The sequence below is a fragment of the Corynebacterium sp. CTNIH16 genome (genome assembly GCF_032821655.1).
Classification (GTDB): Bacteria; Actinomycetota; Actinomycetes; order Mycobacteriales; family Mycobacteriaceae; genus Corynebacterium; species Corynebacterium marquesiae.
Window position 1 is genome coordinate 1 of the sequence record NZ_JAVBIG010000017.1, and the last position, 23,408, is coordinate 23,408.

Sequence of the window (23,408 nt, forward strand, 5' to 3'; positions counted from 1 at the left end):
GGGTGTGGGTGGTGTTTGGGGTGGTAGAAGTGGGGGCGTCGGCAAGCGGGGCTTCATTGGTGCCCGCGGACTTCTGGTGGCGCACCGGGGTAGCAAGGAACGTCTTGGGGCGGGGCTCCGGCAGGGTGCCGGACTCGTCGAGGGAGATGGAATTGCGCAGCATAACCGCCACGTCATTGACCTTGGTGGTGGGGGTGGAATCCTGCGCCAAGGACTTCACGCCGCCGGTCATCATGACATTGCAGAAGGGGCAGCCGGTGGCGATTTCTTCCGCGCCGGTCTCTAGAGCCTGCTCGGTGCGGAAGTCATTGATGCGGGTGCCGAGCTTTTCCTCCATGAACATGCGGGCGCCGCCGGCGCCACAACAGAAGGCTTCATCGCGGTTCTTGTCCATCTCGCGCAGCTCCACGCCGGTGGCCTCGAGCAGCTCGCGCGGAGGATCGAAGACTTTATTGTGGCGGCCGAGGAAGCAAGGATCGTGGTAGGTAATCGGCTTGCGGTTCTTCGGCGTGCGTGGCACTGGCTTGAGCAAGCCCTCGCGCACCAGCCGGTTGAGCAGCTGGGTGTGGTGGAAGACGTCGAAGTGCCCGTCAAAGTCCGGGTACTCATTGCGGATCGTGTTAAAGCAGTGCGGGCAGGTGGTGATGATCTTGCGCTGGCCCTCTGGGACGCCGTTGAAGGCGTTGTTGAGGGTCTCTACGTTTTGCTGCGCCATCATCTGGAAAAGGAACTCGTTGCCGGCGCGGCGGGCAGGATCACCCGTACAGGTCTCACCCGTGGAGAGCACGCCAAACTTCACGCCTGCGGTATGCAGAAGGTCTACTACGGCACGGGTGGTGCGGCGGCCATCGTCATCATAAGCACCAGCGCAGCCCACCCAGAGCAGGTATTCCATATCGGAGAAGTCGGCCTCGTCTTCACCAATGATGGGGACGTCGATGCCATCGGCGCGGGCCTCATCGATCCAGGCACGGCGCTCAGAGTTATTCCGGCCCCATGGATTGCCCTTGTTTTCCATATTCTTAAACAGGCCGGTGAGCTCGGAAGGGAAGTCCGATTCTGCGAGCACCTTGAAGCGGCGCAGGTCCGCAATGTGGTCGATGTGCTCAATATCGGTTGGGCACTGATCCACGCAGGCGCCGCAGTTAGTACAAGACCACAGCACGTCATCGTCAATGACGCCGGCCATGGACAGCACGTCTAGGCCCTCGTGCGGGTTGTAGTTATCCAGTGCGCCCTGGCGCAGGTCCATCATGAACTTTTTGGGGCTCAGTGGTTTTTCGGTATTCCACGCCGGGCATAGTTCTTGGCAGCGGCCACACTCGGTACACGAGGTGGAATCCAGCAGCATCTTCCAGCTACCCGGGGTGATGTCTTCTTCCAAGTCCGGGGTAGGCAGGGATTGCAGCGCCTTTTCACCGGTGGCGTTGCGCTGGAAGAAGATATTGAAAAAGCTGGTGAAGCGGTGCCACATCACGCCCCACTGGAAATTGCGGGAAATGAAGACAATAAACAGCATGCCGGACAGCAGCTTGAACAGGGCGAAGAAGCTCACCAATGCCGGGGATTCGGGGAAGAGCTTGGCTAGATGGATGCTCAAGAAATCCGCCCAGGCGGAGCCGCCGCCGTAGGTGGCGATCTTGGTGGACTTCACCAGGATCATGCCGAGTCCCTCAGAAAAGACAATGAACTCTACCCAGCGCGCCGAGGCGGTCTGGGAGTTGAAAAAGCGGCTGCCCCGCTCAGTATCGCCGAGTTTGAGGCGCACGCCGATGAGGAAACCAATACCTAGGACCGTCGCGATGCCCAAAACTTCCTCGACGAAGTGGTAAACCGGCCAGTGGCTGAGCCACGGCCAGCCCTTATCCGGCGCGAAGGTTTGGATATAGGCCTCAAACCACACCAAAATGCCAAAGAGGAAGCCCACCATTACCAGCCAGTGGGCGGCATTGACCAGTGGTTTACCCTTGAAGTGGGAATGGCCAAAGACCTCTGAAATTACGCGCCATAAACGCTTACCCGGACTATCGGTGCGCTTGAGCTGGGTGGGTCCGCCCGAGCGGATGAACTTAAAGAGGGCCCATACGCGGGTGAAAAAGTACAGCCACACCGGAATCGATGCGGCTATAGCGATCCAACCGAACACGGTGGTCATGCGTGCTCCTTTATTACTGATGCTCCACGTTGTTATCTACCTTAAAGCCTAGGGGTGGAAATCCCAGAGTCTGCATTCAGTGCGGTATCGCAGCGGGGTGGGCTGTACACTGTCAAGATGAGAAACTCGGTCGCCATATTCTCCTAAACGTGCTGTGCACGGCGGCGGAGTACCACTAGGGTGGAAGCCGCAGCGCGGCCCAACCTGGCAAGAAGAGAACCTAGACCGCCGCAGAAAGGGCAGACCACCATGGGTAAGACAAATATCACCAAGGCCGCGGTGGCCTTGACCGCAGGCCTTGCTGCCTTTGGTGTCACCGGATTTGCCGTGGCGCAGGGCGGTTTGACAGCAAACCTGGCCCTTTCCGGTAGCTTCTTTAAAATCACCATGGGGCACTTGGACGGAGAAGGCTTTTCGCTTTTTGTTGATGACGATCAAAAGGGCGAAGAACACCTTCCCGTTGCCCGTATCAAGCTGGACCACGCGAAGGTCTCTGATCTTTGTCTTTCGGTGACTGTCCCCAAGGTGCCCGGCGTGGGTGAGGCGACACTCGCGCTCAAGGCTGAGGGTGAGGGCAGTACAGAGTCCGATAGCCTGCTGGTCGGTGCGACCGACGTGGATGGTTCCTTGGTGATGCAGGATGTCAACGTGGGCATCGATGCGAATCAGCTCAGCGATACCGCCGATCCTGGCGCCTGGGGTCTCTATTCCAAGCAAGTTTCCCTCAAGGCTGATGATGTTAAGGCCACCTCCGTGGGCGCGCAGCGCCTTTCTGCCAAGAATGTGGGAGTGACGGTGAGGAGGGGGTCCGATAATGGCTGCTGAGTCCAGCACGGAAGAAACACAGACCCTCCCGGCGGCGGAGGCAACGGGCGAGGAGGAATCTAAGCCCAGCGCCTGGCAGCGCTTCCGCCGCTGGCGCAACGGCCGGCCCTTCTTTCCCGGACTGTTGCTCATCTTGTCCGGCATCATCATTGCCGCGCCGGCCTATATCACCATCCGGATCTCTGACCTTTTAGTCATGATCTCCACTATTTCTGGCGTATCTACGCTGCTTATCGGCGTCTTGCTAGCCATGTTCGGCCTTGGTGCGTGGTTCCAGCCGGCAACCTCGAATTATGTCGGTGTGCTAGGCATCATCGTGGCCATTATCGCCTTGCCGACGTCCAACTTGGGCGGCTTCATCATCGGCTCCCTGCTCGGCATCATTGGCGGGGCCTTTACCTTTGCGTGGCAGCCGGGGGAGCAAAAGCGCCGCACCAAGGAAGCAGCAGAGCAATGACGAGGGCGATGCCGCGGGCGGCGCGTAGCTGCTTGGCCGTACTGACCTGCGCGCTGGCGGTGGGTGGTGTGAGCGGTTCCGAACGGGTTAATGCGCAAGATGCCCCGGCGGTTCCGTACTTCAGTACCGTCTTCGCGGATACGGTGACGCTGACGAAGAATGTCACCGTGTCCTTGGGTACTTTCCCCACCGCCAGCGGTGATGTGCGGGTTCTAGAGCTGAAGGGCGAGAACCTCGACATCGATAACCTTGGGATCACGCTGCCTGGCCGCTACGGCGATGGCATGTTGACTACGGGAGGGGATACCACCGAGGTACGCGGCGGACCGGTGACCATTATGGCTACCGAGCTCATAGCCACCCCGGCGGTGGGTAAGGTTTCTGCACCCCGGGCGGATATCGATTTAAGCCGCGACGATATCAATGCCGTGTTGGACAAACTTGGTGTTCCAGAGCCACACCCCGTCCCAGATGCGGAAGTGCCCGATGTAATCATGGAGCATCTTGAGCTGCGCGATGTCACCCTTGAGCTGGTAAACCTCAAGGGTGCTCACTTTAACGCGCCGACCGTGACGGTAGGGCTGGAATAGCTCACGGCCGGCGAAGACCTACCCTTGAGCGAACTGGGACTGATGTAGGCGCCAGTATGCGCCTTGGGCCGCAAGGAGATCGTCGTGCGAGCCTTGTTCCACGATGGTGCCGTTTTCCATGACGAGGATGAGGTCAGCATCGCGAATGGTGGACAAGCGGTGGGCAATGACGAAGGAGGTGCGGTCCGCGCGTAGCGCGTTCATCGCCTCTTGTACGAGGACTTCGGTACGGGTATCGACCGATGAGGTGGCCTCATCAAGGATGAGCAGCGCGGGCTGGGCCAAGAACGCGCGGGCAATGGTGATGAGCTGGCGCTCGCCGGCCGAGATAGCACCGCCGTCTTGGTCGATGATGGTGTCGTAGCCATCGGGCAGCGCGTGCACGAAGCGGTCCACATAGGTCGCCTTTGCCGCAGCGATGACTTCTTCGTCCGTCGCATCCAAGCGGCCGTAGCGGATGTTCTCCATGATCGATCCCTTGAAGAGCACGGCGTCCTGGAGCACCATACCCACCTGGGAACGCAGGGTATGGCGAGGCATACGGGCGATATCGTGCCCATCAATGCGAATCTGACCGCTATCTAGCTCATAGAAGCGCATGAGTAGGTTGACCAGGGTGGTCTTGCCGGCGCCGGTGGGGCCGACAATAGCCGCGGTTTGGCCGGGCTCCACGCGCAGGTTGAGGCCGGTGATGAGCTCTTTATCCTTTGCGTAGGAGAAGTCAACGCCTTGGAACTCCACGAGTCCTTGGGCGCGGCCGGGAAGGTCCTCGTCGGTGGTGTCGGGGGCTTGCTCTTCGGCGTCGAGAAGCTCAAAGACGCGCTCGGCCGAGGCCACGCCGGATTGCACCTGCTGCATCATGCCGCCGAGCTGGCCTAACGGCTGGTTGAACTCGCGGGAGTATTGGATGAAGGCAGTGGCAGCGCCCAGAGTCATGTGTCCATTGGCCACGCGCAGACCACCCAGGACCGCAATGGCCACATAAGACAGGTAGGACAGGAATTGCATGATGGGCATCATGATGCCGGACAGGAACTGAGCCTTAGCTGCGGAGCGGTAGAGCTCCTCGTTGCGCTTGTCGAATTCCTTCGTCATGGCCTCCGTGCGGCCAAAGACGATGGCTAGGTCGTGGCCGGAGAAGGATTCTTCTACCTGGCCGTTGAGCTGGCCGGTGGAGCGCCACTGCGTTGTGAACTGGCGCTGCGAGCGGCTGCCGATGATGCCGATAACTAGACCGGTAAGCGGCAGGGACAGGAGGGCGATGAGAGCGAGCTGCCACGAAACGCTGAACATCATGATGGTGATGCCAATGACCAGCAGCGCGTCATAAAACAGCTGCGATAGCGCCTCCTGCAGGGCCTGCTGCATGTTGTCGATGTCATTGGTGGTACGTGAGAGGATATCGCCGCGCTGCTGGGAATCAAAGTAGTTGAGAGGCAGCGCATTAATCTTCGCCTCCACGCGCTCGCGCAGGTCAAACACGATATCCATGCTTAACTTGTTGAGGATTGCTCCCTGCCACCACTGGAAGCCAGAGGAGACGATGTACATCGCGATCACGGTGATGATGAGCGTGCCCAGTCGGTTAAAATCGATGCCTTCACCGGGGACGAAGTCCATCGCGGAAGCCATATCCGCAAAGCGGTCCTGGCCCTCAGCACGCATGCCCGCAATGGCTTGCTCGGCGGAGATATTAGAGGGCAGGTTGCGCGAAATGACGCCGGCAAAGATGACGTCCATGGCCTTGCCCATGATCTTCGGGGCTACCACGGCCAAGAAGATGCAGACTATGTTCATTGCCGCGACGGCCCATAGGTGGCGCTTGAAGGGAGCAAGCAGGGAGAAAAGGCGTTTGGTGGAGGGCCAGAAATTCTTGGCCTGACGGGGTGCGGAGCCGCCCATCGGATCAAAACCGGTATCCGTGGACTCGGCGGTAGAGGTGGTGTTTTCAGCCATTAGTTTTCGCCCCCTGCCACACCGGCGGTTTCTTGGGAATCAACGATTTCTTGGTAGACCGCGCAGCGGCCCAGGAGTTCCTCGTGGGTGCCGCGGTCAACGATGCGGCCGGCGTCCAGCACCAGGATCTGGTCCGCATCGCGGATAGACGCTACGCGCTGGGCGACGATAATGCTGGTCACCGGCTTTTCGCGCTCGGCAAACGAGGCGCGCATTGCCGCCCGCACCTTGGCGTCGGTAGCCACGTCCAGCGCGGAGAAGGAATCATCAAAGAGGTAGATCAGAGGCTGGGCGACAAGCATGCGCGCGATGGACAGGCGCTGGCGCTGGCCGCCGGAGACATTCGTGCCGCCTTGAGATATGGGCATATCTAGGTCCTCAACGAAGTCAGCTTGGGCCACGCGCAGCGCCTCCCAGAGCTCTTCATCGGTGGCTTCGGGCCGTCCGAGGCGCAGGTTAGAGGCCACCGTGCCGCTAAATAGGTAGGCCTTTTGTGGAACCAGAGATACGCGCTGGACGATGTCCTGGCGGGCCAGGGAGGTGGTAGGGGTGGCGTCGATAAGCACCTGGCCCTCCGTCGGCACGTACAGGCGTGGGATGAGGGAAACCAGGGTGGTCTTGCCCGAGCCCGTTGAACCGATGATGGCGGTAGTGGTGCCGGGCTGAGCGGTAAAGGAAATGTCTTCTAGCACCGGCGCATCCGCACCGGCATAGGAAAAGCCCACGTTGCGAAATTCCACCGTGCCCACGCAGGCCTCCGGAGAGGTGGTGGAGCTGGGTGGAGTAATGGAGGGCTCGTGCTTGAGCACCTCGGTGATGCGGCGGGCACAGATAATGGCGCGCGGCAGCATCATCGCCATGAAGGTGCCCATCATGACCGCCGCCAGAATCTGGAGCAGGTACTGCAGGAATGCGGTGAGCGAGCCGACGTTGACTAAGCCCTCATCCACGCGATGGCCGCCGAACCACAGGACCGCGCCCGTAGCCACGTTGAGGATCACCGTAATGAGCGGGAACATCACCACGAAAAGCCGGCCGATGTTCAAGGACAGGCGGGTGATATTTTTATTTTCTTCGGTGAAGCGCTCGGACTCATAGGCCTCGCGCACGAAGGCGCGCACCACGCGGATGCCGGTGATCTGCTCGCGCAGGGTGCCATTGATGGAATCCAGCTTGTCCTGCATGGAACGGAAGAGCGGCATGAGGCGAGCAATGATAACGGAGATGGTACCGAGCAAAACCGCCACGGATACCCACACCAGCCAGGACAAGCCGGCGTCTTCGCGCACGGCCATGATGATGCCGCCGATGGACATGATGGGTGCGGTCACCATGAAGTTCAGCATCATCATGTAGACCATTTGCACCTGCTGGACGTCATTGGTGCCGCGGGTAATAAGCGTAGGTGTGCCAAAACGGCTCATGTCCTCAGTGGACAGGGAATTAACGTGGCGGAAGACCTCGCCGCGTAGATCTCGGCCGACGCCCATGGCGGTGCGGCTGCCGCACCAAACTGCGCCGATGGCGGTGATGACTTGGGCAAACGCGACGGCCAGCATGATGCCGCCGGTGCGCCAGATGAAGTCTACATCGCCCTGAGACACACCTTCATCGATGATCTTGGCATTAAGCGATGGAAGGTACAGCGTGGCAGCTGTTGACAAGGCCTGCAGGACAAGTACCGCGATGAAATACGGCGTATACGGCGCCGACCGTGTAATGAGAATGCGAACCAGATCCATGGACTCGCGCCCCTTTCCTTGCCGTGGCTGGGTAGCCGTGCAAGTTTATACCGGTGGTGGGTGGGGCGCTAGTTGGTAATTGCTGTTAAATCCCCACGTGAGCTAGCTGCGCGCGGGTGATGACGCTGCGCCAGTCTTCAAAATCCTGCAGTGGGGCGCATAGGCCTTCCCACGTGGTGACGGCCACGCCGCGAGCCTTGAGTTCCAATACGAGTAGTTCGTGGTTGCCAGAGGAGGCCAGGCGGTGGATCTCGTTATGCGTGATATCGCCGTCTAGTCCTACCCGCACGTTGCCGATAAGACGCAAGCGGGGAGTGGTGCCGGAGCCGCAGTGAGAGCCCGTGACGGCGTCGCCAAGCACGCCTGCCAAGCCTGCAAAGCGGCGGAGTAGACCGAATGGGGCGGTGCACTGGGTAATGAGGTCCACACACATGCCAGCGCTGATAAGCTTCTCGGCGGTGGATAGGGCCGCCGGGCCCTCCCCGATGATGGCTATACGCTGCATGAAAGTGCCTCCTTGTGCGGGGCGCGAACGCCCGCAATAGACTGTCTTGTCTGTAAATCTAGTCCGCTTGGTACGGATTGGAAACTTTTTATTCGCACCTCCCGCCAAGCTCAGCGGCTTTTCGCGCACAATCTCCTGCACCGCCTTGGGCTTTTGCCTAATGTGTGACGGCATGAACCCAACGACGAACCTGCTGGACGGTGGCAAGAACTACCGCGACCCCAGCATCTCCCCGGAAGGCACGCGCGATACCGCGCCGCTGGACGCCGAGGTAGCCGCGCGCAACCAGCAATTGGTGGACCAGTGGGCGGATAAGCTTTATGACGCCTCAGCGGAAACCATTACCGAATGGGCCGCCGAGCACGCACCCGGCCGCTTGGCCATGACCATGTCCATGGAAAATACGGTCTTGGCTGAGCTTGCCCACCGTGCTGGGCTCGATGCAGACCTGCTTTTCATCGATACCGGCTGGCACTTCCAGGAAACCCTGCAGGTAGCCGACGAGGTAGAAAAGCGCTACCCGGACCTCCCACTTGTTCGCGTGCTGCCTTTGCTCACCCCGGAAGAGCAAGACGAGGTGTATGGTCCGCGCCTCTACGCTCGCGATACCGCGGCCTATAACCGCATGCGCAAGGTCGAGCCGCTGAATATGGCGATGGACCCATATGCTGGCTGGGTCACCGGCCTGCGCCGCGCCGATTCCGAACACCGCGCCACCGCCCCAGCGCTGAGCCTCGACCGCACCGGACGGCTGAAGATCTCTCCCATCATCACCTGGGATCTGGACGATACGGACCGCTATATCGCGGACAACGACCTCATCATCCACCCACTCACCCTGCAGGGATACCGCTCCATCGGCTGCGCCCCGCTGACCTTCCCGGTTGGCGAAGGCGAGGATGCCCGGTCCGGGCGCGTATTTGCAGACGGCAAGACAGAATGCGGGTTACACGAATAATGAGCACACTTTCTCCACACTTAAAAGACCTAGAAAACGAGTCCATCCACATCCTGCGCGAGGTGGCCGGGCAGTTCGACAAGGTAGGCATCCTCTTTTCCGGCGGCAAGGACTCCGTCGTTGTCTTCGAGCTAGCCCGCCGCGCCTTCGCCCCGGCCACGGTGCCGTTTGAGCTGCTCCATGTCGATACCGGCCACAACTTCCCCGAGGTCATCGATTTCCGCGACCGCCTCGTGGAAGAATCCGGCGCTCGCTTGCACGTCGCCCGCGTCCAGGACTGGATTGACCGCGGCGACCTCCAGGAGCGTCCCGATGGTACCCGCAACCCGCTGCAGTCCGTGCCGCTGGTAGAGACCATCGCCGAGCGTGAGTACGACGCCGTCTGCGGTGGCGCTCGCCGCGATGAGGAGCGCGCCCGCGCCAAGGAGCGCATCTTCTCCATCCGCGATTCCTTCGGCGGCTGGGATCCCCGCCGCCAGCGCCCCGAGCTGTGGGACCTCTATAACGGCGGCAAGATGGCCGGCGAAAACGTCCGCGTCTTCCCCATCTCCAACTGGACCGAGTCCGATATTTGGGAATACATCGGCGCCCGCGAACTGGAGCTGCCCTCCATCTACTACTCGCATGAGCGCGAGGTATTCAAGCGCAATGGCATGTGGCTAGCCCCTGGTGAATGGGGCGGCCCCTCCGAGGGGGAGGAGCTGGAAACCCGCACCGTGCGTTACCGCACCGTGGGCGATATGTCCTGCACCGGCGCCGTGGAATCTACCGCAGCGACCCCGGACGAGGTGCTCGCGGAGATCTCCATTTCCACCCTTTCCGAGCGCGGCGCCACCCGCGCCGATGACAAACTTTCCGAGTCCGCCATGGAGGACCGCAAGAAGGAAGGCTACTTCTGATGACCACGACCCTCACGCCGAATGTCGGCGCCCTTAAGCAACGCGATACCCTGCGCCTGTGCACCGCCGGCTCCGTTGATGACGGCAAGTCCACCTTCGTCGGCCGCTTGCTCTATGACACCAAGTCCGTGCTTGCGGATCAGGTCGAATCCATGGAGCGCACCTCCACCGACCGCGGCTTCGACGGCATGGACCTCTCTTTGCTTGTTGACGGCCTGCGTGCCGAGCGCGAGCAGGGCATCACCATCGACGTGGCCTACCGCTACTTCGCCACGGATAAGCGCACCTTCATCCTCGCCGATACCCCCGGCCACGTGCAGTACACCCGCAATACGGTCACCGGCATGTCCACCTCCCAGGTGGTGGTGCTTCTTATCGACGCCCGCCATGGCGTGGTCGAACAAACCCGTCGCCACCTTAACGTCGCTGCGCTCCTGGGCGTGCGCCACGTGGTCCTCGCGGTGAACAAGATCGATCTGGTGGACTATGACGAGCAGGTCTTCCGCGATATCGAGTCCGAGTTCAACCAGATCGCCGCGCGCTTAGACATCACCGATACCACCGTCGTGCCGATTTCCGCACTCAAGGGCGATAACGTGGTCGAGCGCTCCACCACCATGGAGTGGTACACCGGACCGACCGTTCTTGAGGTTCTCGAGACCGTCCCCGTGGCCACCGGCCGCGCCGATGAGCTGGACTTCCGTTTCCCCATCCAATACGTCATCCGCGAGCATGCCTCCGATTACCGCGGCTACGCCGGCCGCGTGAAGGCCGGCTCCATCTCGGTAGGCGATGAGGTTGGCCTTCCCGAGGGCCGCACCAGCACCATCACTCAGATCGACACTGCTGACGGTCCGGCCGATTCCGCCGCCACCGGCGACTCCGTGACGCTCCTGCTTGCCGACGACATCGATCTCGCCCGCGGCGATCTCATCGCCGGCCCCCATCGCCTTGCGGCCACCCGCGAATTCGACGCCACCGTCGTAGGACTGACCGAAAAGGACATCAAGCCCGGCCAGATGCTCAAGCTGCGCTACGGCTCCTCCCTAGTCAAGGCCCGCATTGCTGCTATCACCCGCACCCTGGATCTTGATGGCGTTTCCGATGTGGAAGATCCCGAGTCCGTCGCCATGAACGACATCGCCCACATCACCATCCAGACCCAGGCCGAGCTTCCCGTTGAGGACTACGCCGCCCGCGGCGCGGTGGGCAATTTCCTGCTCATCGATCAGTCCTCCGGCAACACCCTCGCCGCCGGCTTCGTTGGCCACCGCCTGCGTTAGTCGTCCTGTGCGCCGCTGCTGCTTCTCTCACTGCGCATCATTATGATGCCCGTGACTCCGAGGAGCAGCGGCGTGGAGATACCGAACACCGTCGGCCCTACTACGGTTAAGTTCACGATCAGCAGGACAACCGCCGCCACCAGCGCGAAAGCCCCGAATTTCTGCTGAGCCGTTTTCTCGCTCATTCCTATCTCCCCTTCGGCTACGTTGTGGCCACGATAACCGCTTCTGGCTCCCCGCGAAAGCCTAGAACGCGGCCATTTCTTGGCTTCCGCACGCTCCTGCGAATCCCGGACCGCCGCTTGGCGTCACGCAGCGCGCAAAACAAGCACGTTTCGCCGCCAAACTGGTGACAGTTTAGCGAAACGTGCTTGGTTTACATCGAACTATTGCATAGGCGGAACGTCGCCGGACATGATGACCTTCTGCTGGCCTTCATCCCACCGGAAGCCTGCATTGGTCGTACCCGAGCGGTTGGCATTGCCTTCGCCCTCGCGTGGCCAGTGATAGGTCACCGCTATTTCGGAATCGTTGACGCGTTCAACCGTGGGAGCGAAGCCGTAGGGCTTTGCTGTTGCAGTACCTAAGTATTCACCGTGGTTAAAGAGCATGATGTGGAAGGGTGAAGAACTTGTCCCTCCCTCAATCATTAGGGTTTCCCACGATAGGGAAGCGCATGGGTCGTAGCCGGAGGAATTGAAAAGCTCCCAACCGATGGTGCCCCACGGCGCAACTTGGGAAACGCCGTCTTGGAACGCTGTCTGTGCGCTGTGCGTACCGCAGGTTTGGTCGGCTCCGCTAGCAGAAGAATTCTCGTCACCTAGTTGGGACGCCTGGCTGTCCTCTTCCTCATCCATCACTACGTTGGGTGGCACTGGCCTGGAAGTAGTGTTTCCTTTTGGTATAGGTCCTTTCGTCGAGGTTTCCTGCTCTGCATCGTCTCCTTGTTCTGGTGAAGCGGACCTCGAAGCAGTCTCATAGTGAAGTTTTTGACCAGCACTGTCAGTGGAATTTTCGTCACAGCCAGCCAGAGCGAAAGACGCGATTGCCAGGCCCATTGCTGCTCCGATAGCCAGTACTTGGCCATGGAAAGGGCTATGCGAGCTAGGCATTCTCAATTGCCCGGCGTCCTATAGTCTTGCGAATCGACCAGACGAACTCCCAGAGAATCAGCATGAGCGGGGTGGCTACGAGAGTTTTGATCAGGGAGGCGCTGAAATCTGCGGTCTTGGACTCAAGCTCCGAGGAACCAAAGATAAGGCCCATGGCGGTGGTGTCACTAGCTTCGCCGGCAAGGGACAAGCCGCGGATTCCGGCAATGAGCCACATGAGGAGCAGGATGCCCCATAGCACGCACCACATGATGGATTGGCAGCGTTGGCGGTCTGGTTCGACGGGGAATGTTACATTACTAAAATCAACAGTGACTTGTTTATTGGTCACGTTGAAGCTTGAACTGCTGCTGAATTGCCGATTTGTTGCCTGTGGCTTCCAGTCTTGCTGTGGTTGCGCCGAGTGCTGAGGGGTGTATTCCGGCGCCGGGGTATAGGAGGCAAGATTTTCTTGCGGCGCGGTTTCGGACGGAAGGGCGGCGATGTAGCGGATGCGTGCGATATCTACTTCCGGCCCAGTGGTATTAGCCAAGTCGTTATCGTATTGCTTGCGCCGGTTGTCTGCGGAAAAGATTTGTCGCGCAGTGCTCAGTTCGTCGCGCGCTGCGGCGTCCCCGGGATCGACTTGGGTGAGCTTGTTGTCGATCTCTTCGATAAGATCGGCGGAATCGGCCGAAGCATCGAGGGAGAGAGAATCGTAGAGGTTGTAGTGGGACACAGAGAGTTCCTTTCTGGTGTTAGAGCAGAGTTGTAGGGGGAAGAGAGTAATAGGGAAGGGGGATTTACATGGAGAGGGGATTAGCAGGGGTCGGAGAAGTCCGCATCGTTATTTAGTGAACGAGCATTGCCACCGTATTGCGCTTTTAGCTCGCACACTTTCTCTACGCTATGGCCTGCGTCGAAGTAGACGGCGTAGACGTCATTGCCGTCTACTTGGCCGCGAAGAGAGCTGCAGGCTTTTCCGCTCATTGTGTGTGAACCCGGATACTTACCCTGGACGCGAGAAAGCTCAGGATGGGGGTCACTGCCTAGGGGGACCATAACGGATTCCGCGATGAGAATGTATCGGCCGTCGCAGCGGGGGCCGGCGCTGTCGTCCGGCATTTCGTCAATAGATTTTGCGCTAGCGCCAGCTTCATCTTTTGCTGCAGATTCCGCACTGGGTTTGTCATTGGCGTCGCACAACAAAACCTTATCGAGCAGGGGGATTGGGGCACCGGCTTCTTCAAGTTTTGACCGGTCGTAGCATCCCATATGGGACGGCCACGACGTTCCATCTGTTTCGTATCGGTGCCAGGCATTGTCAGTCCAATAGAACAAGGTTTGGGCCGAGGTTCCGTACTCACCAGCAAAAAGCCAGGAGTCATCGCAGTACATCTTTACCGGAGCACGCAAATCGCTGAGTTTGTCATCTGCGTATTCATTGCACTTTTCGTACTTGGTCAGTTCTTGTGATTTAGCGTTATTTTTTCTCTCTGGGGAATCTTTTGCCTCGTCTTTTTTGGACTTGTCCTCATCTTTGTCGGACTCGGCCCCCTTCTCAGGGTGGGAGGTATCTCTAGCCTCGGAGCTAGCAGCCAATGCAGGTTCATTTGGGTCATCGGCATCATTTGAATCGTTCCTATTGACCAGTGCCCAAGTTAAACCGCCAACCAGAGCGAGAACCGCTAGCACAGCGATGACTAGGAACACGATGCGTTTACCTTTTCCGGAGGACTTAGGGTCGTCAAAGTCCTCACCTGTAGGTGAAGCTGCAGAAGTCGAGGTTGTAGGGGAATTAGGTGAGAGCGTGCCCCAAGCTTGTTCCTCGCGTGGCATGGGGCGCATGCGTTGAGCAGAAGGATCCGTGGAGGGCTGATCCGGCTGGCCCCAGGCATTGTTGTTGTTCAAAGGCTGAACTCCTTCATAAGCAATTCAAGAGCGGAATACGAGAGAGATTGGATAATCTAAAGATTAATCCGTGTCATACTATAGACATACGACTTGCAGAAATGCTTTCAAATAGAACGTCAATCCAGGCATTCGGCTTTATTCAAGTTATCTGCACGTAAAGCGAATGGTATAAGTGTGACATCTGTTTGGCTAAGAGATTAGGCTAAAAGGGGAAAATGCCGCCAAGATTGTCAGATATGAGGGCCTAGCAACCGGTGAAAGGGGCTGTGTCTTAGTGCGAGAGCTTGAACGCACGCGGAATTTTGGCGAGCGGGAAGAGCTAAACGGCGCTTCTATGTCCGGCTTAATCCCAAGCGTGACCGAAATTTGAATCCCCTATGAGGGGGAGAAAGGAGCACTCGTGACACTGGATCGCAATTTGAATGCGTCCGAATTGCACGCGACCCGCAACCGGGTAAGCGTGTCCCCGGATCTCATCCGCCGCCTGGGCGGTGCGCTGGGATATCACGCAATCGAGGCTTTTGGCTCAGAGGCGCAGACGGAATTGAGCAAGGTCTTTGATTTGGGAGACATCATCGATTTGATGCTGCTTAGTCAACTGTCGGAGATGGAAGTCGCGCCGGGTGTGGAGCAGCAGGTGGAGGGGGACGTCGCTAAGCAGCTGCTGCGGCGCATCAGCGCGGGTGATTATCTGACGCGCCAGCAGGTGCACGACCGCCTGCCGCGGGCGACGGTGATGCTGTACCGCATGGGACATCCACGCCTGTGGGCCTTTGCCGCCCGCCAGCGCCTGCCCCAGGACGCGGAAAGAGCCGTGCCGGATTCCTTCCACCGTGATATCACCGGCCCGTACACCACTCCGGAGGAAGCGTGGCTGGGCATGTACGTGGCCGATGCCACGCGGCTCGGGGAGCTAAATACCCAGGTAGATGGTGCCGGGTTGGACGAGGACAGGCAGCAGCGCCTGCGTCTGGGCATGAGCTTGGCCGATACATACCGCCAAGTGTGGAGCTCCGCGCGCGGCCATTGGCGCGTCAGCCCCCAGACACGCTATATCGTGCCTTCGCGTTTTGGCTATTGCCCATTTGTCTTCCGCGTGGCCGAGGGTGGGTGGCGCCGCGATTCCTTCGAGGGGAGCCACGATCGCTTCATGGCCACGGAGGGCTATTGGATCGACGTGGAGCGCGAACGGCTCATTCACCTCGGCGCGCCAGACCCGCACGATGCTTGGTTGCCTACGGCGCGGGTCGCGGCCGAAGCACCGACGGAGGAAGACCTGGCCGTCGCCCGGGTGCTCAGCAGGAAAATCATTGCCCTTGGCGCTGGCCAGAAAAACATTACGATTCGCCTGCGCCAGAAGAACCGCACATTGAACTTTGATTAGGGCAGGCAGGTATTCTCGCAGGCATGGAGAATCTCAACGGACGCACCCTTTTCGTCGCCGCTGTGGATGCGGAAGCCGCTCACATCCCGGAAGGCGAACCCCTGCTCATCACCGGAATCGGTACGGTCCCGGCGGCCATTGCCTTAACGGAAGCTCTTGCCGACGCCCGCGCTAACGGCGCCCTTCCCGATCGTGTGGTCAACATTGGCACGGCCGGCGCGCTTGTCGACGGCATGGCTGGCGTCTTCGAAGTGGACAAGGTCACCAAGCATGACTTCAAGCTAGAAGTGCTTACCGATATCAACCGCTACCTGCTGCCAGAGGCCATCGAGCTCGAGACCTCCGGCCGCCTGCCGGTGCGCGGACTGGCCACGGGCGACATGTTTGTCTCCGATACGGCCCTGCGCACCGAGCTGGCCAAGAAATCGCAGCTGTGCGACATGGAAGGCTATTCCATTGCCGCAGTATGCCAGCGCTTCGAGGTGCCCTGCACCCTGCTCAAGCAGGTGTCCGATTCCGCCAATGAGGAATCCAAGGGCACCTGGGCCAATGTCCTGGACCGTGGTGCGCGCCAGCTCGCCTCGGCAGCTACGGACCTAGGCTTTCTGCGCTAAAAACTAAAAGCGCGCCGGGGGAGGGCCGGCGCGCTGCTAGTGGTGGCTGAGTCTTAGCTCAGCGGGCTCATTGACTGGTAGAGCTGTTCTACCTTGTCGCGTGGGGTCTCATCGTGTTCGTAGGTGACGTCGCTGAAGTCTTCAGGATCATCCTTGGAGCCGGTGATGATGTCTATATCGGAGGGCTCGACTTCCCCGGAACGCAGTGCAGCCATTTCGGCGTGGTAGCGCACGACAACGGCGATGGTTGCGGCCACGGGGACGGCGAGGAAGGCGCCGACGATGCCTGCCAGGGTAGAGCCGACGGTGACGGAGAGTAGGACAACGGCCGCGTGCAGTCCCATGGCCTTGGATTGCAGCAGTGGTTGTAGGAGATTTCCCTCAACCTGCTGGACGATGATGATAAGGGCCAAGGCCAATAGTGCATTGGTCAGGCCATTGGATACCAAGGCGATAATAACTGCCAAAGCACCGGCGGTGACAGCACCGATGATAGGGATGAAGCTGGCGAAGAAAGTCACCACCGCGATGACGAGCGCAAGCGGAACTTGCAGTGCCCACAGGCCAAGGCCGATGAGGACTGCGTCCACCATGGCCACCGCGGCCTGCGCTTGAATGAAGCCCGACAAGGTCTTCCAGATGCGCGCGCCGAGCTCGGTAACGTGCCAGCCGGTGGAGTTGCCGGTGTACTTGCGCAGCCAGGGCAGGAATTTGTCGCCGTCTTTAATGATGAAGAAGGTGACAAAGAGCATGATCAGCGCGGCCACGACGATGGAGCTGGCCATCGAGAAACCAGAGATAACGCCGGTGGCGATGGTTGATGCTTGGCCCTTGGCAAACTTAACCGCATCTTGCAGCACGGATTCCAGTTGATCGCTTCGGATATCGATGGGGGACTCTTCCACCATCTCCGTGAGTTGACTGATGCCATCTTCAGCTTGGTCAATGAGTGTCTGGCTTTGGTTGGTGACAACCGGGGCCATGGCGGCAAAGACGCCGCAGAAGATGATGATGAGGCCAAGCAAGGTGCTGACCGCCGCAAGCGAGCGCGGGAATCCCTTACTGCGCATCCACGCGCTGATGGGGTAGAGCACCGTGGAGACGAGGATGGCGAGCAAGACCGGCAGCAGGCCTACCCAAATGAACTTGAGCAGGTAGCCGGCCAGCGCTAGGCCGGCGACGATAAGGATAAAGACCACTGAGACCTTGGCCATGGTGCGGAAGTCCTTGGCCAAGACGGCGGATTTATCGTCGCGCTCGACAGGGTGCTCGCTGGCAGCCTCTGCACCAAGGTGCGCATCATCATAAGAGACGAGGGTATGCGAATCTTCCTCGCCCGGCTTTTGGATCTGTGTTGCGTTGCCTTTTTCCTGCGCAGACGGGCGCTTGGCCTCGTCGCGGGAAGACGAATTATGTGACGTAGACATTGCCTACCACTATGCCACATAAAACTCGCAGCGCATATACGAAAAAGGAGGTAGCAGCCCACGGGCGGGGCGCTACCTCCCTTCAGTACCTTTAATGCGTCCGCTGACGCGGCCGGAAATTACTCGTCACGCAGGTTACCTACGTTGCGGATAATGCCGAAGCGGTGCATGGTAACCGAAACTGCCTGCTCAAGAAGGTAAGGAATGAGTTCACGGCGGCCGTCGGCAAGCACGGGCTGGTCCAGAACCACGGAGTTGGAGCGTACCGCGGCCTCGTAGATGGAATCCGGCACGGTGCCCAGGGCGCGCACGCGGGAGGAGGCGTCATTGGCCACGTCGGTAGCAAAAGCCTCGTCGGTGATGGCCTTGACGTCGAAGCCGAGATCCTGCAGCTGGGTGGCAACCTCCGGGGTGGCGGAGATTTCCGTGGCGGTGCCGGTAATTGCGGCGGCCAGCACCTGGCGAGCAACCTCGCGCAGCTCGTAGCCTTCGCCCACGCGCACGCGCAGCTTGGTCAGCAGTGGACGGTAGCGGAAGATATTGGCCTCAGAGACCAGGCCGGTGCGGTCGTGGTTGCGGCCGAACTCCTCTTGCCAAGCCACCTGGTCTAGCTCCGCGGCGCGCCATAGCCAGGTGATGTCCTCCTCGGTGAGCTTGCCAGAGAGGTTATCGCGCAGGCGGTGCAGCGCGGCGAGGCTGGCTGGGGCAATGTCCACGTTGCGCGGCTTGAGCTCGCCATCGGCCCACTCACCCATCTGTGCCACGTAGTTCGGGCCGCCAGCCTTGGCGCCTGGTCCCATGACGGACTTCTTCCAACCGCCGAAGGACTGGCGCTGGACAATCGCACCGGTGATCCCGCGGTTGACGTAGGCGTTGCCCACCTCAACGTTGTCGATCCAGTACTCAATCTCGGCGTCGTCAAGCGAGTGGATGCCGCCAGTCAGGCCGTAGCCGGTGTCGTTTTGCCAGGCAATAGCCTCCTCCAAGGTATCGGCGTACATGATGCCGAGGATGGGGCCGAAGCACTCATTCTTGTGGTACCAGGAGCCCGGCTGCACATTATCGCGAATGCCCGGGGACCACAGGGTGCCTTCCTGGTTGAGCTTTTCCGGCTTGAGCAGCCACTTCTCGCCCGGCTCGAGCTGGGTCAAACCGCGCAGGAGCTTCTCGCTCGGCTCTTCCGCCAAGCCGTTCATGGTGGTGGTGATATCGAAGCCCGGGCCTGGCTTAAGGGTCTTGACCGCGTCCAGCAGCTGGGTGCGCAGGCGCTCAGACTTGCCGGCTGCGCCGACGAAAATAACCAGGGAGGCCGCCGAGCACTTCTGTCCAGAGTGGCCAAAGGCGGAGTTGTAGAGGTCATCGATGGCCAAGTCTGGGTCCGCCGCTGGGGTGATGATGAGCGCGTTCTTGCCGGAAGTTTCTGCCATGATATTCATCTTGGGCTTCCAGGAACGGAAGAGCGCACCGGTATCGGACGCGCCGGTGAGGATGACATTGTCCACGTCATCGTGGGAAAGCAGCGCCTTGCCAGCCTCGGCCTCATCCGTGAGCACAAGCTGCACCAAATCCGGATCCAGCCCCTGCGCCTCGAGGGCCGTGCGGAAGGCTTCCACCACGAGCTTGCCGCAGTGAACTACCTGCGGGGCTGGTTTGACGATAACCGCCGATCCCGCCGCCAAGGATGCTGCAATGCCGCCGGTTGGGATGGCAATGGGGAAGTTCCATGGCGGGGTCACCACGGTGACGGTGTGCGGGGTGAACTCGGAGTAGGACTCTTCCAGCAGGCGCGCGGACTGGCCGTAGTAGGTGCAGAAGTCAATCGCCTCAGAGACCTCAGGGTCGGTCTGGGTAACGGTCTTATTGGCTTCATACGCAGCCACGGAGATGAACTTGCCGCGCTGGGATGCAATCTGATCTGCCACGGCCTCCAGTGCGGCGGCGCGCTCGGCGGCAGGGCGCTTGCCCCACTCGGTGCCCAGCTCCTTGGCGCGAGCGATGTGACCTTCGACCGCCGTAGGGTCGGTAACCTCCGCGATGCCGTGCTTGCCCGGATTGCGCTTGAGCGCTTCCTGGGCCCACTGACGGTTCGGCGCGAGCGCCGGGTCAGTGTCAGCCTCGTTAGTAAAGCGGCCGGTACGCGGTGCTTGGCGGCCATCTTCCTCGAGGCGGTTCTGGGTGCGACGGGCGCCAGCGAAGGTGTCCCAGCGCTTGGCGACGGCCCGACGGAACGTCTCTTCCTGGTCCGCAAGCGGCTCCTCGCCTGGGGCAAAGAGGGCGTAGAGGAAGTTCTGCGGCGCGGAGTTTTCCTCCAAGCGGCGTACCAAGTAGGACACGGCGACGTCGAAGTCTTCTGCGTGGACAACCGGGGTATAGAGGATCTGGCGGCCGTCAAAGACCTTGCGCACCGCTGCCTGCTGTGCTGGGGACATGCCCTGCAGCATCTCCGAATCCATCATGTGCAGTACGCCGCGCTTCTTGCCCAGCTCGTAGGCCATTGCCGCGGTGTAGAGGTTGTGGGTTGCTACACCGATGCGGACGCTATCGGCGTACTCTTCGCGCAGGATGAAATCCAATAGGCGGTAGTAGTTGGCGTCAACGTCGAGCTTGTTGGTGTAGGTAGCCAGCGGCCAATCGTGGACCTCGCCCTGCACGGTTTCCATGGATAGGTTCGCGCCCTTTACAATGCGCACCTTGACCTTGCCGCCGCCCTTAGCCACGCGTTCCTTGGCAAAGTCAGCGACATCCTTGAGCGCATCGAAGGTATCCGGCAGGTAAGCCTGCAGCACGATGCCGGCATCCAGGGTGAGGAATTCCGGCTCGCTGAGCAGCTCCTTGAACAGGCGGATGGTCAGGTGGAGATCGTGGTATTCCTCCATGTCCATGTTGATAAAGACCTTGTCGGTACGGTTCGCCGCAGCCTGGTACAGCGGACGCAGGCGCTCCTTAAGGCGCTCTACCGAGCCATCGATATCCCAGGGGTTAAGCTGGGCCACCATAGAGGAAGCCTTGACCGAAACGTAGGTTACGCGTGGGTTCTGGATGAGCTTGAGGGTGCGCTCCGCGCGGGACTTAGCCTCTTCCTCACCGAGTACGGCTTCACCCAGTAGGTTGAGGTTGAGCTGTTCGCCGGATTCGGCGGCCTTGTCTAGGATCTTGTTGAGAGCATCAGACTCGGCGTCCAGAACCAGGTGGCCAACCATCTTGCGCATGTACAGGCGAGCTACCGGCATGACCAGGTTCGGCAGGATAGGGCCGAAGAAACCACCGGCACCAACGAGCGCACCATTGATGCTGCCCAGGAACGACGGGTCATAGTGAGAGGAAATATCCTTCAGCGCGTGTGCGGCAACCTTGTCATCTTCTGGGCGCATGACGCGGTCGACGAAGTCCATGGTGAACTTCACGCCGTCCTCATCGCGCAGCAGGTCCGCGAGCTGTTCGGTGGCCTTATCTTCTTCGTCCGCAGTGGACTTCAACCAGTCGTGGGCGCGGCTGATAGCTGCAGGCAGGACTGCTTCCACATCATCAGAGATGGGCAGGCGGGTATTAGCAGGAGAAGTCATATTGGTTCTACCTCTTTTTCAAACGGGTCACATCCTAGAAACCACTTTTCACATGGGAGTGAAGGGCGATGTATCTGCGCCGGTCTGGAACTGCCGGCCGATACGGCGTCTGGATGATGAGCGGTGAGCTATGTGGTGCTGCAGGGCGCAGCTGGGTGAGGAGCGAACACGCGGGTGCGCGCGACGCAAGGTGAGGGTCGCAGAGATTCGTGGTGAAATGCGATGTCAGCGGGCCATTATGCGGGCCGAATGCGGACGGGGGGCCTATCGCTGCTGCGACGAACGCGCGCCAAGTTGGTGTTCAACTCTCACCTGCTTTCTATGACGTGGCTATGGGTGGGCAGAGGAAGAAACGTGAGCGGCTTAGCACTCTGACGTGCGGCAACCCTGCAGGTTCAGGCTCCAATTGTTGCCTAGGAAATATTATGAACTTTTGTGTTGCCGTAATTATAAGGAAGCGCCAAACGTGATGCTAGTCTCCTTCGGCAAAAGGTGGACGGGGGTAGAAAAACAAAAAATAAACCCCAGCATGTGGGGTTTAGAGGGGGTGGGACACATTTGGGGGTGATCGTGTTTAGTAATCCATAGTCGAAGTGTTTGATGGGCATCGGCTGTTTTGTGCTGGAAGATTCGGGCACCTGTGAATAAAAATAGTTGCTGAAGAACTGGGATGGGCTAATTCACGTCTCTGAGCAGGAGCGAAGTCGTGCCTCGTGGACAAAGGTCTGCTACTGTCTGCAGTTGAATCTAAATGATTCTCCAGTGTTTAGCTATCTAATTTTCAGGGGTTTTTATGAGGCTCTCCAGAAACGCCTCGACTAAAGCAATCGCGTTACTCTCTGCCGCATTGCTCGCCGTCGGGGGAATTATAATTCCTGCTCCTACTGATGCTGCAATTCCAGATGACAGCCTGACTACCCAGCACGGGGATAACCTTGGCGCCGGTCCAGAAGCGAAAATCACCTTGGACACCGATAAAACAGAGGTAAAGCCTGGCGACACCGTAGCTGCGCACGTCGAAATTGAGGGCACCGTACCATTCCCAGAAGTTGGTCAATGGAGGTACGGGGAATCCGATGCTACAGCGGTCATCTTTTCACTACAGATCGATCCCCGGCTCACTGTAAATGACGTTGACAAACTGCAGTTTAAGTGGGCGGATGGTAAAGAGAGAAAACCATTCAATGTTCAAATCGACGCCGAAAGCAATGTAATTGCCTTCGAATTTGCAAGCTCGGATGTTCCTCTTGGTCCAGAACCGAAGATGACTGTCGACATTCCCGTGACCGTTAATGACGATGTACAAGACGGCGATGAACTGGGAGTGAAGGTTGCTACAGAGGTTGATCTCCGACCTACCCTCGATTGGACCTATGACAACTGGGAGATGAGATCCACTGGTGATCCCTGCCTGCGTGAAGCGGTTGGTGAACTGACCTTTGATAACCCAGGCCGATATGGAACCTGGCTTGCTGATTTTTGGCTAGGTACTAATTCCGAGTATTTCGAGTTGGAGGGCCAGCCTGAGATCACCGTTCGCGGTCCCGGCGGTGAAGATATGACCGATCAGGTGTTCCAAGATTCATCCTATCCGCAGGTAACGCACAACCCCACCGACAGGCCTAAAATTTTCACAGGCGCTGATGGTAAAGACTTCTCTAACTACCGCTGGCTGAGCCAGTCGGAATGGAAGATCAATGAACAGGGCATGGCCGGCGATGTGTGGATCCCAGAGGGCTCGACTATCTTCGTGAAGCAGCTAGTCCGCTCTTCTCGTTGTTCCTTTGACCCGGACCGAGAAGACTTTGGTGCCAAGGTTGAAAGCCGAAACACCCCATTATATAGGCAAGATGTCGATGAGGCAGTGCTGACTGTCAAAAAGGATCCTGAGCCTGAGCCGAAGCCTTCGCCTACGACGTCTGGTTCGTCTTCTTCTCCTTCGTCTACGGTGACGGAGACGGAGAAGGTGTGTAAGCCGTCGGAGTCTGAGGGTGGTCAGCCGTCTGAGCCGGTGGAGCCTACTCCTGGTGATGATGGTGTGGTTA

Annotated in this window: 18 protein-coding genes and 1 pseudogene; 9 read left to right on the plus strand and 10 right to left on the minus strand. The window is 59.4% G+C overall.

What is annotated here, in order from left to right; all coding sequences use genetic code 11:
* On the minus strand, window positions 1–2,155 hold a 2,155-nt coding region (locus RAE04_RS10925; protein ID WP_317027394.1), incomplete at its 3' end, for a (Fe-S)-binding protein.
* Between the two features lie 249 nt (window positions 2,156–2,404).
* Here RAE04_RS10925 and RAE04_RS10930 point away from each other — a divergent pair.
* Genes RAE04_RS10930 through RAE04_RS10940 form a run of 3 tightly spaced genes read left to right on the plus strand, consistent with a single transcriptional unit; the run spans window position 2,405 to window position 4,027 of the window.
* On the plus strand, window positions 2,405–2,980 hold the full coding sequence (locus tag RAE04_RS10930) for a DUF6230 family protein (protein WP_049378970.1): 576 nt from the start codon (window positions 2,405–2,407) through the stop codon (window positions 2,978–2,980).
* Complete coding sequence (locus RAE04_RS10935) at window positions 2,970–3,437, plus strand: DUF6114 domain-containing protein (RefSeq protein ID WP_239274229.1); 468 nt, start codon at window positions 2,970–2,972, stop codon at window positions 3,435–3,437. The genes RAE04_RS10930 and RAE04_RS10935 overlap by 11 nt, the downstream gene beginning before the upstream one ends.
* Entirely contained in the window at window positions 3,434–4,027 is a 594-nt protein-coding gene (locus tag RAE04_RS10940; RefSeq protein ID WP_317027395.1) for a hypothetical protein, read from the plus strand. Before RAE04_RS10935 ends, RAE04_RS10940 begins: the two co-directional genes overlap by 4 nt.
* An 18-nt stretch (window positions 4,028–4,045) precedes the next feature.
* On the opposite strand, the gene RAE04_RS10945 is transcribed toward RAE04_RS10940, so the two are convergent.
* From RAE04_RS10945 to RAE04_RS10955, 3 genes are all read right to left on the minus strand, one after another.
* Window positions 4,046–5,983, minus strand: coding sequence for an ABC transporter ATP-binding protein (locus RAE04_RS10945; protein WP_317027396.1), 1,938 nt, complete (start codon window positions 5,981–5,983; stop codon window positions 4,046–4,048).
* Window positions 5,983–7,725 carry an ABC transporter ATP-binding protein gene (locus RAE04_RS10950; RefSeq protein ID WP_049378974.1) on the minus strand — a complete coding sequence of 581 codons (1,743 nt, stop codon included), beginning with the start codon at window positions 7,723–7,725 and terminating at the stop codon, window positions 5,983–5,985. The genes RAE04_RS10945 and RAE04_RS10950 overlap by 1 nt, the downstream gene beginning before the upstream one ends.
* Window positions 7,726–7,810: 85 nt before the next feature.
* A complete protein-coding gene (locus tag RAE04_RS10955; protein ID WP_317027397.1) occupies window positions 7,811–8,230 on the minus strand; it encodes a methylenetetrahydrofolate--tRNA-(uracil-5-)-methyltransferase in 420 nt (139 codons plus the stop codon).
* A 172-nt stretch (window positions 8,231–8,402) separates the two neighbouring features.
* Between RAE04_RS10955 and RAE04_RS10960 the strand changes: the two genes are divergently transcribed.
* The 3 genes from RAE04_RS10960 to RAE04_RS10970 are packed head-to-tail and all read left to right on the plus strand — an operon-like array spanning window position 8,403 to window position 11,370.
* Window positions 8,403–9,188 carry a phosphoadenylyl-sulfate reductase gene (locus tag RAE04_RS10960; protein ID WP_198492147.1) on the plus strand — a complete coding sequence of 262 codons (786 nt, stop codon included), beginning with the start codon at window positions 8,403–8,405 and terminating at the stop codon, window positions 9,186–9,188.
* Entirely contained in the window at window positions 9,188–10,087 is a 900-nt protein-coding gene (gene cysD, locus RAE04_RS10965) for a sulfate adenylyltransferase subunit CysD (RefSeq protein ID WP_198492146.1), read from the plus strand. The genes RAE04_RS10960 and cysD overlap by 1 nt, the downstream gene beginning before the upstream one ends.
* Window positions 10,087–11,370: a sulfate adenylyltransferase subunit 1 gene (locus RAE04_RS10970; RefSeq protein ID WP_198492145.1), complete on the plus strand. Its 1,284-nt coding sequence runs from the start codon at window positions 10,087–10,089 to the stop codon at window positions 11,368–11,370. The genes cysD and RAE04_RS10970 overlap by 1 nt, the downstream gene beginning before the upstream one ends.
* On the opposite strand, the gene RAE04_RS10975 is transcribed toward RAE04_RS10970, so the two are convergent.
* The 4 genes from RAE04_RS10975 to RAE04_RS10990 form a co-directional block, all read right to left on the minus strand.
* Window positions 11,367–11,555 carry a hypothetical protein gene (locus RAE04_RS10975; RefSeq protein ID WP_198492144.1) on the minus strand — a complete coding sequence of 63 codons (189 nt, stop codon included), beginning with the start codon at window positions 11,553–11,555 and terminating at the stop codon, window positions 11,367–11,369. The two genes, RAE04_RS10970 and RAE04_RS10975, sit on opposite strands and share 4 nt — an antisense overlap.
* A gap of 201 nt (window positions 11,556–11,756) precedes the next feature.
* Window positions 11,757–12,245, minus strand: a complete 489-nt coding sequence (locus RAE04_RS10980) for an LppP/LprE family lipoprotein (protein WP_232619458.1) — start codon at window positions 12,243–12,245, stop codon at window positions 11,757–11,759.
* Window positions 12,246–12,474: 229 nt separating this feature from the next.
* On the minus strand, window positions 12,475–13,200 hold the full coding sequence (locus tag RAE04_RS10985) for a hypothetical protein (RefSeq protein WP_198492143.1): 726 nt from the start codon (window positions 13,198–13,200) through the stop codon (window positions 12,475–12,477).
* An 80-nt stretch (window positions 13,201–13,280) separates the two neighbouring features.
* Window positions 13,281–14,372 carry a hypothetical protein gene (locus RAE04_RS10990; RefSeq protein ID WP_198492142.1) on the minus strand — a complete coding sequence of 364 codons (1,092 nt, stop codon included), beginning with the start codon at window positions 14,370–14,372 and terminating at the stop codon, window positions 13,281–13,283.
* A gap of 403 nt (window positions 14,373–14,775) precedes the next feature.
* On the opposite strand from RAE04_RS10990, the gene RAE04_RS10995 reads away from it, so the two are divergent.
* Both RAE04_RS10995 and RAE04_RS11000 read left to right on the plus strand, forming a co-directional pair.
* Window positions 14,776–15,759, plus strand: a complete 984-nt coding sequence (locus tag RAE04_RS10995; RefSeq protein WP_317027398.1) for a hypothetical protein — start codon at window positions 14,776–14,778, stop codon at window positions 15,757–15,759.
* 23 nt (window positions 15,760–15,782) lie between these two features.
* Window positions 15,783–16,373, plus strand: a complete 591-nt coding sequence (locus tag RAE04_RS11000; RefSeq protein WP_317027399.1) for a nucleosidase — start codon at window positions 15,783–15,785, stop codon at window positions 16,371–16,373.
* 53 nt (window positions 16,374–16,426) lie between these two features.
* Here RAE04_RS11000 and RAE04_RS11005 read toward each other — a convergent pair whose 3' ends face one another.
* Window positions 16,427–17,800: an AI-2E family transporter gene (locus RAE04_RS11005; protein ID WP_317027400.1), complete on the minus strand. Its 1,374-nt coding sequence runs from the start codon at window positions 17,798–17,800 to the stop codon at window positions 16,427–16,429.
* Window positions 17,801–17,919: 119 nt separating this feature from the next.
* Window positions 17,920–21,363 carry a bifunctional proline dehydrogenase/L-glutamate gamma-semialdehyde dehydrogenase gene (locus RAE04_RS11010; protein ID WP_317027401.1) on the minus strand — a complete coding sequence of 1,148 codons (3,444 nt, stop codon included), beginning with the start codon at window positions 21,361–21,363 and terminating at the stop codon, window positions 17,920–17,922.
* Window positions 21,364–22,156: 793 nt separating this feature from the next.
* Between RAE04_RS11010 and RAE04_RS11015 the strand changes: the two are divergent.
* Window positions 22,157–23,408 (plus strand): annotated as a pseudogene (locus tag RAE04_RS11015) (hypothetical protein); the annotation flags it as partial.